We start from the raw sequence: 12,483 nt of genomic DNA, 5'->3' as shown, positions 1-12,483 counted from the left end.
GAATGGTTCGCAAAAAGTGTCAGGAAGGGAAGGCAATCAGCCGCCGCGCTTGGCGTCCAGGCTGAAGGCGCCGGCACCGTGGGCCGCGATCGCGAGCAGGCCGCCGACGACGGCGATGTTCTTGTAGAACATCAGCGACTGCATCATCTGCGCCTCGGCCGGCATGGACCAGAAGGCGTGGAAGAAGAACGAGGCCACCAGGGTGAACACCGCCAGCACCAGCGCGGCCGGGCGGGTGAACAGGCCGATGATCAGCAGGATCGAGGCGCCCACCTCCACCAGGATCGCGATCGCCGCGCCCACCTCGGGCATGGGAAGGCCGACCGAGCCGATGTAGCCGGCCGTGCCCGCGAAACCGCCGATCTTTGAAATGCCGGCGGGCAGGAACAGCAGGGCCATCAGCAAGCGGGCCAGCAGGGCGAAGGGGTTTTGCAGAGCGGTCATGGGAGGGTTCTCCAGGGTTGAAAAAGCGGTTGAGGGAAATCAGTGGGCCAGGTCGAAGACCAGCACCTCGGCGTCCTTGCCGTGCGCGAGTGTCAGCGAAGTCTCGCCGTCCATGACGGCAGCATCGCCGCCGGACAGCCGCTCGCCATTGACCTCGAGTTCACCGCGGACCACGTGCACATAGGTCTTGCGGCCGGCGGCCAGTTCGATGCTGGCGGTTTCCTCTCCGTCGAACAGCCCCGCGTACATGGCGGCGTCGGCGTGGATGGTGACCGAGCCGTCCTGGCCATCGGGCGAGGCCACGAGGCGCAGCCGGCCGCGCTTCTCCGCGTCGGCGAAGCCTTTCTGCTCATAGCTGGGCGGGATGCCGCGCTGGTTCGGCTCGATCCAGATCTGCAGGAAGTGCGTCGTGTCGTTGGGCGCATGGTTGAACTCGCTGTGGCGCACGCCGGTGCCCGCGCTCATGCGCTGCACGTCGCCGGGCGGGATGCCCTTGACGTTGCCCATGCTGTCCTGGTGCGCCAGGTTGCCCTTCAGCACGTAGCTGATGATCTCCATGTCGCGGTGGCCGTGCGTGCCGAAGCCGGTGCCCGGGGCGATGCGGTCCTCGTTGATCACGCGCAGGTTGCCCCAGCCCATCCAGGCGGGGTCGAAGTAGTCGGCGAAGGAGAAGGAGTGGTAGCTCTTGAGCCAGCCGTGGTCGGCGTAGCCTCGGGCGTCGGAGCGGCGGATCTGCATCATGGCGGTTGTCCTTTCTGCGTGGGGCCAGCGGGGCTGGCATGGGCTGAATTCTGGGCAAGCCACCCCCGCTCAGGGCCTCAGGGTTTTGATGGCATCATTCAAAATCTTTGAACACCAATACCCGCTGATGCCTGCACCCATCACCGCCCGCAGCGCCCTGTCGGCCGAGAACCTGGCCTTGGTGGAGGCCGTCTCGCGCCTGGGCAGCATGGCCGCCGCCGCGCGCGAGCTGGGCATGGTGCCCAGCGCCCTCACCTACCGCATCCGCCAGATCGAGGATGCGCTGGACGTGCTGCTGTTCGACCGCAGCGCGCGCCGCGCCGCGATCACCCCGGCCGGGTCCGAACTCCTTCGCGCGGGCGAGTTCCTGCTCAACGAATTCGACGCCGTGGCCCAGCGCGTCAAGCGCGTGGCCACGGGCTGGGAGCCGCAGCTCACCATCGCGGCCGACGCGCTGATCTCGCGGGCCACGCTGTTCGAGCTGTGCGAGTCCTTCTACGCCACCGGCGCGCCCACGCGCGTGCGGCTGCGCGCGGAAACCCTGTCGGGCACGCTGGAGGCCCTGCAGAACGGCCTGGCCGACCTGGCCCTGGGCGTGGCGGCCGATTCGGTGGGCCCGGGCCTGCAGGCCGCGCCGCTGGGCACGGCGGATTTCGTGTACGCGGTGGCGCCCCACCACCCCCTGGCACGATTGAACGAGACCCTGACCGAGGAGCACATGCGCCAGCACCGCGCCGTGGCCGTGGCCGACAGCACCCAGCGCGGACGCGGCGTGAGCCACAACCTGCTGCCCGGCCAGGACGTGCTCACCGTGCCCACCATGCAGCACAAGCTGGAGGCGCAACTGCGCGGCCTGGGTGCGGGCTTCCTGCCCACGGCGCTGGCCCAGCCCTACATCAATGCGGGGCGGCTGGTGGTCAAGCCCGTGCAGCAGGGGGAGCGCAGCTTTCGCGTGTCCTACGTCTGGCGGCAGTCGCGTCCTGCCGCGGACGGGGCGCGCGCCCTGCGCTGGTGGCTGGACCACCTCAAGCACGCCGGCACGCGCGAAGCACTGCTCGCTAACCATCACCAGAGCTGAACACCGCCGCTGCTACATTCACCAGATGAACTCGTCTACCGCTTCCCATCCGCGCGCTCCCTTGCATGTCGCCGTGGTGGGCGCGGGCATGGCGGGCGTCACCGCCGCGCGCACCCTGCTGCAGGCCGGCCACCGCGTCACGCTGGTCGACGCGGCCTCCACCGTCGGTGGGCGCATGGCCACGCGGCGCACCGAGTTCGGCGGCTTCGACCCGGGCGTGCAGTACTTCACCGTGCGCGATGCGCGCTTCGAACTGGCGCTGCGCGCCACCGCCACCCGCGCCGTGCGCGCCTGGAGCGCCAGCACCGTGCGCGTGCTGGACGAATTCGGCCACGTACTGGCCAGCGCCCCACCGCCCACCGAACCGCACTTCGTGGCCGCGCCGGGCATGAACGCCCTGGTCGCGCTGTGGGCGCAGCCGCTGCTCCAGCCCGAGCCGAACGGCCTGCCGCACGCGCAGGCGCTGATGGACACGCCGGTCTCGCACATCGAACGCGACGCCCTGCACCCCGAGCAATGGCAGTTGCGCACCGCCGACGCCGATGGCGGCCAGCGCGTGCTCGGCGGCTTCGACCGCGTGGTGCTCGCCGTGCCGCACCCGCAGGCGCACGCGCTGCTGCTGGCCTCGGGCCTGGCACCCGAACTGCGCGCCGCACTGGCGCCGGTGCACGTGGCGCCGTGCTGGACGCTCATGGTCGCCTTCCCGCAGGCCATGCAACCCGGCCTGTACCACCTGGGCCCCCAGTGGAGCGCGGCACGCAGCACGCACCACCGCATCAGCTGGCTCGCCCGCGAATCGAGCAAGCCTGCGCGCGACCCCATCGAGCGCTGGACGGTCCAGGCGAGCCCGGCCTGGTCCACCAAACACCTGGAAGACGACGCCGAGCGGGTGAAGGCCAAGCTCCTCAAGGGCTTCGCCGAGATCACCGGCATCCGCGCCACGCCGCCCTTCGCCGAGGTGCAGCGCTGGCGCTACGCGCAGACGCAGACCCCGCTGGGCCGCAGCCACCTGCTCGACACCCGGCTGGGCATCGGCCTGTGCGGCGACTGGTGCCTGGGGCATCGCGTGGAAGACGCCTTCGTCTCGGGGCTGGAGCTCGCGCTGGCGCTGGCCTGATCGCCCGGGCCCGCATGGCCTACCGCGGACGCTTCGCCCCCTCGCCCACCGGCCCGCTGCACGCCGGCTCGCTGGTGGCCGCGCTGGCCAGCTGGCTCGACGCGCGCGCCCACGGCGGCACCTGGCTCATGCGCGTCGAGGACGTGGACACGCCGCGCTGCATTCCCGGGGCCGACCGGCTCATCCTTCAACAGCTGGCCGCCTGCGGGCTGGCGAGCGACGAGCCCGTGGTCTGGCAATCGCAGCGCGACGCGCTCTACCAGGCGGCGCTCGACCGCCTCATCGCCCAGGGCGGCGCCTACCCCTGCGCCTGCTCTCGCCAGGACATCGAACGCGCCCTGTTGGCCAGCGGCGCGCCGCGCGAACGCCACCAGGCCGCCGTGTACCCCGGCACCTGCCGGCCAGAGAACGGCGGCCTGCAAGGCCGCGCGCCGCGCGCCTGGCGCTTTCGGGTGCCCGACGCGGCGCGGGTGGACTGGACCGACTGCCGTCTCGGTCCCCAGTCGCAGGACGTGGCGCGCGCCGTGGGCGACTTCATCCTGCGCCGCGCCGACGGCCTGTGGGCCTACCAGCTCGCCGTGGTGGTGGACGACGCGGCGCAAGGCATCACGCACGTGGTGCGCGGTGAGGACCTGGCCGACAACACGCCGCGCCAGATCCTGTTGCAACGCGCGCTGGGCCTGCCCACGCCGGCCTACCTGCACACGCCGCTGGTGCTGGGCGACAACGGCGAGAAGCTCAGCAAGCAGAACGGCGCGCAGGCGCTCGACCTGAGCGATCCGATGGCGGCGCTGAACGCGGCGGCGCGGGCGCTGGGCCTGCCGGCGCGCGGTGACGAACCGGACGCGGCCCTGCGCGGCTGGACAAGGGACTGGGCACTGTCCACGGCGCCCACGCGTTGAGGGTCAAGGGCCACGCCTTGCAAGCACGGCCCTTGCCGTGAGCTTTCCATGAGGAGCAAGCGCTCCCAGGGCGATCACACAGCCCCGCCCCCGTTCGTTGGGTCGCGCCTGGCCAAACGGCGCCCCCCGCTCCACAGGATCTTCGTCTTGAGTTCACGTCACACGATCGAATCAGCCACCCATCGGCCACCCCGCCCCCTCTCGCAGGCACCTCTGCGGCCGCCACAGCAACGGCAACCGCAACAGCCCGCCCCGCATCAAACACCTTCAACCGCATCAGACGACCGGGATCGCGCCCACACCCCTATGCCGAACCGGAGTGTTCGCCTGCATAGCACGATCGGTACGCGACGGTCGCAGGCGCCTGGCCAAACGGCTCTCGTCAGCCCCCGCGGCGGCAGCGCACGCCAGCGCTTGCTCGCAGGCGATCCACCCCTCCTGGCTCGCGACACCTCGTCACCGACACAGCCGAGCTTTCGCGTCGCGCACGACATCGATCCACAGCGGCACCATGCCCTCGTCGTCGAGGCCTGCGTCGAATGGTTCGCCTCGCCACAGGGCGTCGAAGAGGGCCTGGCGTTCATCGATGCCCTCATCGACCAGATCGGCGTGGTTCCCCTGAGTCAGCAACTGCTGGCGGAGCACGGCGCCCGCCTGCTCGAACACGCGCCACCGCCGTGGTCAGCGCCCCGCTTTCCCGCCATTGCCGAAGCCATCGAATGGCTCGGCAACTGCTTGACGCCACAGACACCGGCAGCGCTTCGGACACTGGTGCTGGCCGTGCACCCGGGCGCCGACGTCGCCGAACGTCTGCGGACGCTGCAAGCGCAGGTGGTGCAGCAGGAGCAATCGGGTCTGGCCTTGCCGCGCGACGAGGCCTTGCGTCTGGTGCGGCGCCTGAGCGAACAAGCCGAGGCGGCGCTCGCCCTGCAGGCCGACGCGCTCGTCAGAACCGCCGTGGACCTGGCGCAGCGCGTGGCCAATGCCTCTGCGCCTGCCGGCCAGGCGAACGACGCCGCGGTGCAGGCACTGGTCAACGTGCTGACCAGGGGCGTCCCCGCGCGGGTCGGTGCCCGCGCCGCGCAGCGGGTCTTCGACTGGCTTCTCGTGGACAGGACCGTGCCGGCCGGACAACCCGTGGGAATACGCCTCAAGCGCACGGCCATCGGCAACGACCTCCAGACCGCCCGCCAGCAGTTGCTGCAATGGATTCAGGAGCAACAAACGCGCAGCACCCATCCACTGCCCTGGCCCTGCCTGGTGGAACTGCTGGCCGAGGCGGGTCCCATCCTGCACTGGACGCCCAGCACGTCGGACTGGCTGCGGCTCTGCCAGGAAGAGGCCCTGCGCCACGGCAACCCGCAGCCGCTGCGCAATCTGCTCGTCACCCTCTTCGCCGATGGAAGCCAGGCAGATGCCGAATGGATCCGCGAATTGCTGGAGCGCCACGGTGAACCGGGCGTCGCAGCCGAGCACCGGGCCGAACTGCTCCACACCATCCTGCCGTTGCTGCCCCACCCCTACGACGATCCCCGGTTGCACCTGGCGGTGCGCCGCTTGATGGAAACCCTGCCCGAGGGCCGGGAGAAGAACGAGCTGCTGAATCAGCACGAGGCGCTGGTGAAGCCGGCGCGCGCCACGGGAAGCACGCCATCCAGCCACGTGGCCGGGCAACTTCAGGCGCGCGCCTTCGTGCCGGCGCCGGAAGACGCACTGCAAGCAGCGCTCAGGGACGACCCCGTCCTGCCCTCGATCGACCCCAACGCCTGGTTCGCCCCTTCATCCAGGGCAGACGTCGACCAGGCCTACGCCAAGCTGTTCGAGAACCACCCGGCGCCCATCCAGCTCAACACCGCCGACCCCGACGAGCCATTCGTGGTGCTGCAGGCCGACAGGCTCAAGGGACTGGCGACGGACATCACGCAGCTGTGCCACGACTGGTTTTGCACCGGGCGTGAGCACGACGCGATGGCATTGCTCGCCGCGGTGCTCTGCGCCATCCCCGACGCGGCCTGGCGGCGCAAGCTGCTGGAGGCGAACACGCGCGACCTGGCCAACTGCCCGGCAGCTGCCTGGGCCAAGGGCGAAGGGATCCTGCGCGTCGCTGGCGAACTGGCCACCGATGCCTGGTTTCAGGAGGACAGCCCGGCCCATGTGAACGGGGCGACGCGCCTGGTCTTGCTCAAAGCCCTGACGGGCCTCCATCCCCTGCCCGCCATCGCCTTCCTTGCCAGCGAAGTCCGTCACAGGCTCGAAGCGGCCTCGCCCGAACCGCTCCCGCCCGCCGACGCCAAACACCTCGCCGAACTGTTGAATCTTCTGCTGCCACTCGGCACGCAGCAAGGCGATGTGGACCTGCTCAAACGAACCCTTGCGTGGGCCCGAACGCTGGCCCACGGGTGCGGAACCGCGCCCAAGGGGCACCTGGCACTGCTGCAGGCACGCGTCAACCTCCTTTGCACAGCCTGCCACCAGGCCCTGGCGCAGTGGCATATCGACCGACTCTCGCCCTGGCTCACGCTGCGCTGGCAACACGGCAGGGGCAAACAAGCCGATTCACTGATCGCCATCCAGATCAAGACCCGCTGCGAGGCGCTCGACACGCCAGACAAGCGGGCCAGCGCCTTCGCCGCTCTGCTCGGCCTGATCGAGGGGCAGCTTCAGAACCCGCACGGTGCGCCCTGGCCGCAGCTGCTGCGCCTCCTCTCGGAGGCCACACCCGCCCTGGGGGCCACGCTCGATGCGTCCGACCATTGGCGTCTGAGCCTGCTGGAAGCCCATCGCACAGGCAACGTCCAGCCCTTGCTGTACCAGCTCGAGCACCACCAGTCGATCGACGAACCCGACAGCCCCTTGTTCTCCGACGTGCTCGCCGCGTGCGCCGCAGCGATCGTGAGCGATGCCGGGCGCGCCGCGCTGCTGCAAGCGGCCTGCGAGACCCTGCTCGACGCCTCGGCGAACGCCGATCCATCGCACCAGCCGCGACGCCTCTCTGCGCTTCGTGTGGTGCTCATGGACTGGATGCAAGGACAGATCCGCGAGGCGCAAGGCCTGTCGCTGGCGTCCATCCAGGCGCTGGCGCAAGCCACACCCTGGCTGCTCGAGGGCGACGATTGGCTGCGGCTCTGCCTGCTGGCGCTCACGCACCGGGCCGATCCGTCCTACCTCATCGACTGCCTGGAAAACGCCGAGCGCTTCGCCGAGTTCCTGGACGATGCGCTGTTTCGCCAAGTGCTGCGGCTGAGCCAGGAAATTTCGCTGAACAAGGCTTCGCTCCATCGCCTGCTCGACGCCGCCCAGGTCCTGGTCCAGCGGCACTCGACCGACGTGGCATTGCGCAGCGACTACACCCGCGCCGTCAACCGATCGCGCACGCCCCGCCAGGGCAACATGGACCCTGAGCAAGCCCTTGAAATGCTCTTCACCGGAACCGCCGCGCTCGTCGCTCCGCCGCCGGACCCGCTTCCCGCGGCATTCGCGCTTCGCCGAAGCTCGCTGACGGCGGACGAAGTGCAGGCCCTGATCGCGGTCTGCGACCACTGGGCCGGCCACTTCAAGGTTCAGGCCGTGCGAACCCTGCTCGACGCCGTGCTGCGAATCCCCGATCCGGCGCTGCACCGCCAACTGCTGACGCGCCATGCCGACGCCCTGGCCACACTGCTGCCCGATGCGACGCAGGCCGCCCAGTGGCAGGGTATCGTGGCCGCCATCGCCGAACTGGCGGCCAACGGCTGGGCCACGGCCGGCCACCCGCTCGAAACCGACCCGGCCACGCGACTGGTGCTCATGGCACTGGTGCGCTCCATCGACTGGGGCGACTACGCCAGCATCGAACTCCGGGCCATCGAACACCAGTTCAGGCACCTGCCGATCGAGCGGCTTCTCGAAGGAACAGGCGCGGCGCAGTTGGCCGTCGTCATACAGCTCGCCAAAGGCAGTGTCGCCAAGGGCGACACCGCCCTCGCCCGCCGCGCCATGGACATCGCCCGCTTGCTGGACGCCCGCCTGGCACAACGCCCCGACCACCCCCACGCCCGCCCCCTGCGGGACAAGGTGAAGGCCTTGCTGCAGGAAGTGCCGAAGTCCCAGTCGGAGAAAGCCCGAGCGGCCATGCGTCCCTGGTTCACCCTGAGCGCCCCCGGCACGGGGCACGCGCCGCTGAGGCTGCGGGTGAACCCGGACAACACGGCGCTCGCCCAGAGCGCCGACCGATCCGCCGCCTGGCACGCCCTGCTCCAATGGGTCCGCCTGGAACTGGAGAACCCACAGGGCACGCCGTGGCCGGAGCTGCAGGAGGCCATCGAGACCGTGGAGCGCACCTGGAAGCAGGGCCTGGACCCGAGACAATGGCTGGCCCTGGCGCTGAAGGAAACCGAACGCACGGGCAGCCTGTCGTCCCTGGACCGGCTGCTGGCCATGCAAGGCGGCACCCGGCTTGACGAGGCCATGCTGCGCAAACTGCTGGAGCTCGCCGGCGACGCCCGCTACCCCCTCAGCGGTCGAACGGCCCTGCTGCGGCACATCGTCGGCTTCCTGCCAGCCCACCAGCCCGGCAACTCGCTGCACGAGCACTTCATTCGCACGCTGTTCACCGTGCGCGACAACGCCGCTCGCACCCCGGTACTCAAGGCCTACGGGCGTCGACACCCGCAGGCCGAACGCGACGGATTCATCCCTCTGATCGAACTCATGTCCCGGCTGGGTGACGAGGCGCAGCGATCCAGCCTCGAGACCTGGACGCGACTGGCTGCCGTCCCACGGCCCGGCGCTTCCGTGGATTGGGCGCGCTGGCGCCGTCTGTGCCAGGCGCTGGCGGATCTGCTGGCCGCTCGCATCCAGGAAGTTCAGGCCAGCGAGATTCGCTCAACGAGCATGCAAAGCTTCCAACAGGCGTTCAACGATCGCATCGTTCTGGTTCTGCAGCGCTTGTCGAGCGCCGCCGAGGCCGATGACTCGACCACCGTTGACCGCCAGTTCGACCTGCTCCGCGAGCTCACGCAGGCCCTGCCGGCCGCGCACCGCCGGACCTTCCTGCAGCAACTCGACGCCAGCCTGAGCGGCCACATCGAACAGGCCATGTCGCCGAGAACGGACCAGGCGAAGCCGCCACTGCCCGTCAGGCTGCTGGCCATGCAAGGCGCCACGCGGGCCCTTGCCGCCCAGCTCAACGGCGACGCCATGCCCGCCGCCACCGCCGCGCGACAGGCCGCCGTGGAGCGCAGCGTGCACTTCTTCGCCCGCCTGTTCCATGCCGTCCTCGAACGAACGACAGCGGCCCCGAAGGGCGCGCACCCCCTCAAGCTGCTGCGCAGCGTCTACGACCACGAAGCGACGGTGTCACCGTTCCCCACCCGAGTGGCTGACACCCTGGAGGGCCTCTTCGCGCGGCACAAGCCCCGTTGACGCCGGCTTGCGGGCGCACGATCGCCCGTGAGGCCGAACGGTCGGCCACCTACAATCCCCGCCCGACCATGACCGACCCTCGCCACGCGCAGCCGCGCCCCTCCCCCGACGACGCGCCCTTCCTGCGCAAGATCAAGAGCTACGTGCTGCGCGCCGGCCGCACCACGGCCGCGCAGGCCAGGGCCTACGAGGTCTACGGCCCGCGATTCCTGCTGGACTACGCCCCCACGCTGCCCGAACGGCCCTTCGACGCCAAGGCCGCCTTCGGCCGCGAGGCCCCGCTGGTGCTGGAGATCGGCTTCGGCATGGGCGGCGCCACCGCCCACATCGCGAGCCTGCGACCGCAGGACAACTTTCTCTGCTGCGAGGTGCACGAGCCCGGCGTGGGCGCCCTGCTCAAGCTTGCGGGCGACGGCGGGCTCGAGAACATCCGCATCCTGCGCCACGACGCCGTCGAGGTGATGGACCGCATGCTCGCCGACGCCAGCCTCGATGGCGTGCACGTCTTCTTTCCCGACCCCTGGCACAAGACCAAGCACCACAAGCGACGCCTCATCCAGGGCCCGTTCGTGAACCGGCTGGCGCGCAAGCTCAAGCCCGGCGGCTACCTGCACCTGGCCACCGACTGGCAGCCCTACGCCGAACAGATGCTGGAGGTGCTGCGCGCCGAACCCCTGTTGCGCAACACCGCGGACGAGGCCCTGGGCGGCTACGCACCCAAGCCCGACTACCGCCCCCTCACCAAGTTCGAGAACCGCGGTCTCAAACTCGGCCACGGGGTGTGGGACCTCGTCTGGCGACGGGTCTGAAGCGCCACACCACCGGCCGCGCGTGGCGCACCGTCCCAAGAACCCCCTGATCCCCACGCGCGAGGGCGTGTCGCCCAGTTGCGTGGCCGTGCCCTTCACCAGGCCCGTGCCCTGGGCCTCGGTGCTGCAGTTCCTCAGTGAACGCCTGCCCGTGGTCGGCCCCGCCGAATGGGCGCAGCGCCTGGCGCGCGGCGAGGTGCTCGACGACGCCGGCCAGGCGGTGGCGCCCGACGCCCCCTGCGAGCCCGGCGCGCGGCTCTACTACTGGCGCCACCTGGACGACGAGGCACGGATCCCGTTCGAGCCCGACATCCTCTTCCAGGACGAGCACCTGCTGGTGGCCGACAAGCCGCACTTCATGCCCGTCACGCCCACGGGCCGTTACGTGCGCCACAGCCTCATGGTGCGGCTCAAGCAGCGCACGGGCATTCACACACTCAACCCCATCCACCGCATCGACCGCGAGACCGCGGGCCTGGTGGTGTTCAACCTCCGCCCGCAGGACCGCAACGCCTACCACGCGCTGTTCCGCGATCGCGTGGTGGAGAAGGCCTACGAGGCCATCGCGCCGCACGCCCCCGCACTGGCGATGCCACTCACCCGCCGCAGCCGCATCGAGGAGGACGTGGAGGCCTTCTTCCGCATGGTGGAGACCGAGGGCGAGCCCAACAGCGAGACGCGCATCGAGCGTCTGGAGGTGCGCGGCGCCTGGGCGCGCTACGACCTCAGGCCGCTCACCGGCAAGCGCCACCAGTTGCGCGTGCACCTGGACGCCCTGGGCCTGCCCATCGCGGGCGACCAGTTCTATCCGCGCGTGCGCCGCGGCCCCGGCGAGCCCGAGGACTTCGCCGAACCGCTGCGCCTGCTCGCGCGCGCCATTGCCTTCACCGACCCGGTGACGGGCCAGCCCCGGCGGTTCGAGAGCGCGCGCTCGCTCGACTGGCCACCCGCCTGACCGGCGGTCGCGCGCAGGCGCACGCGAGCCGGCGAAGGGGAACCACGGGTCAAGAAAGCGTCGAACCTGTCGACTTGAGTGGCAGGCCGCTCTCGCCTTTTTGTCCGCTGTCGCGCTTTCGTTTTACATGCCCCGCACCACCATCGACACGCCCCCCGCCGTCGTGCAGGCCCTCAACCACGACGGTGCCGTCCTCCCGCCCCGCAGCTCCTGCGATGTCTTCTCCAAGGCCGAGGCCAAGGTGCAATGCATGGTCTGCATCGCGCCGGCCATGAAACGCTCGGTGCCCCACGTGGTGGTGGTGCTCATGGGCGCCGACCGCCACGACCAGCGCGAGGCCGCCACGGTGCTGCAGCGCCTGCTGGGCGAAGGCTCGCCCAGCCCGGTCGACCTGCGCATCCTGCAATCCGGTGGCGTCACCTTGATGCTGGCGCCCTGGGCCGCGCGCGAGCTCGTGCGCGGCGTGGCCGATTCGGTGTCGGCGAGCTGGCACCCGCAGCGCGTCAGCGTGGACAGCGCCCGGCTCGACAGCGGCAACGTGGTCGTGGTGCCCGGGCCGGGCTCCCAGGGGGACATGGCGGTGGAAATCCGCCAGGCCCTGGAGTCCTTCGTGGCCGACAACGGCAGCCTCTGGGAACACGCTCGGCGCCTGCTCTCCAGCAAGGCCGAGCCCAAGCGCTGGGCCCTTCCGCTGGGCTGCAGCGTGGTCGAGCGCCACGAGGGCCGGCAGGTCTGCTGGGACATCGGCTTCGAGGACGTGAACAAGCTCGAGCGCGCGGTGGCGCTGGTCGACGCGCGCCTGTCCCTGGGCCGCGACCACCTGCTGCGCACCTGGGCCCCGGCCGACGAGGACGCGGTGGAAACGCGCCTGCCCTCGATCTCGCTCATGGCGCTGACGCCCTCGCGCGAAGCGCGCGCGCAACTGGCGCGCCTGCTGCGCAACGTGCTGTTCCAGATCGGGCGGCTGGGCTTCGTGGCCTCGCGGCCGGCGGACATGGGGGACACGATGGGGCAGCCGGGCTGACCCGGCAGAC

At 70.5% G+C, this 12,483-nt stretch carries 9 protein-coding genes; 7 read left to right on the top strand and 2 right to left on the bottom strand.

Features of this window, described 5'->3' with window-relative positions:
* Positions 1 to 36: 36 nt before the first annotated feature.
* Positions 37 to 444: a DoxX family protein gene (locus GTO19_RS07560; RefSeq protein ID WP_291019895.1), complete on the bottom strand. Its 408-nt coding sequence runs from the start codon at positions 442 to 444 to the stop codon at positions 37 to 39.
* Between the two features lie 39 nt (positions 445 to 483).
* Positions 484 to 1,185, bottom strand: a complete 702-nt coding sequence (locus tag GTO19_RS07555; RefSeq protein ID WP_291019894.1) for a pirin family protein — start codon at positions 1,183 to 1,185, stop codon at positions 484 to 486.
* A 127-nt stretch (positions 1,186 to 1,312) separates the two neighbouring features.
* Between GTO19_RS07555 and GTO19_RS07550 the strand changes: the two genes are divergently transcribed.
* The 7 genes from GTO19_RS07550 to GTO19_RS07520 all read left to right on the top strand — a co-directional run bounded on the left by GTO19_RS07550 (position 1,313) and on the right by GTO19_RS07520 (position 12,473).
* Positions 1,313 to 2,263 (top strand): LysR family transcriptional regulator, encoded by a 951-nt coding sequence (locus GTO19_RS07550; protein ID WP_291019892.1) that lies wholly within the window; start codon positions 1,313 to 1,315, stop codon positions 2,261 to 2,263.
* A gap of 25 nt (positions 2,264 to 2,288) precedes the next feature.
* Positions 2,289 to 3,380, top strand: coding sequence for an NAD(P)/FAD-dependent oxidoreductase (locus GTO19_RS07545; protein ID WP_291019888.1), 1,092 nt, complete (start codon positions 2,289 to 2,291; stop codon positions 3,378 to 3,380).
* 14 nt (positions 3,381 to 3,394) lie between these two features.
* On the top strand, positions 3,395 to 4,282 hold the full coding sequence (gene gluQRS, locus GTO19_RS07540; RefSeq protein ID WP_291019885.1) for a tRNA glutamyl-Q(34) synthetase GluQRS: 888 nt from the start codon (positions 3,395 to 3,397) through the stop codon (positions 4,280 to 4,282).
* A 414-nt stretch (positions 4,283 to 4,696) separates the two neighbouring features.
* Positions 4,697 to 9,685 (top strand): hypothetical protein, encoded by a 4,989-nt coding sequence (locus tag GTO19_RS07535; RefSeq protein ID WP_291019882.1) that lies wholly within the window; start codon positions 4,697 to 4,699, stop codon positions 9,683 to 9,685.
* A 68-nt stretch (positions 9,686 to 9,753) separates the two neighbouring features.
* The gene (trmB, locus tag GTO19_RS07530; RefSeq protein WP_291019878.1) at positions 9,754 to 10,494 is read left to right on the top strand and encodes a tRNA (guanosine(46)-N7)-methyltransferase TrmB; all 741 of its coding nucleotides are present in this window, start codon (positions 9,754 to 9,756) and stop codon (positions 10,492 to 10,494) included.
* Positions 10,495 to 10,516: 22 nt separating this feature from the next.
* Positions 10,517 to 11,449, top strand: coding sequence for a pseudouridine synthase (locus GTO19_RS07525; protein WP_291019875.1), 933 nt, complete (start codon positions 10,517 to 10,519; stop codon positions 11,447 to 11,449).
* Positions 11,450 to 11,576: 127 nt separating this feature from the next.
* On the top strand, positions 11,577 to 12,473 hold the full coding sequence (locus GTO19_RS07520; protein WP_291019872.1) for a hypothetical protein: 897 nt from the start codon (positions 11,577 to 11,579) through the stop codon (positions 12,471 to 12,473).
* Positions 12,474 to 12,483 lie beyond the last annotated feature (10 nt).

Source organism: Hydrogenophaga sp., from assembly GCF_011772445.1.
Classification (GTDB): domain Bacteria; phylum Pseudomonadota; class Gammaproteobacteria; order Burkholderiales; family Burkholderiaceae_C; genus Hydrogenophaga.
The sequence above is the reverse complement of the archived record's forward strand: the minus strand, read 5'-3'. Positions and strand labels throughout refer to the sequence as shown.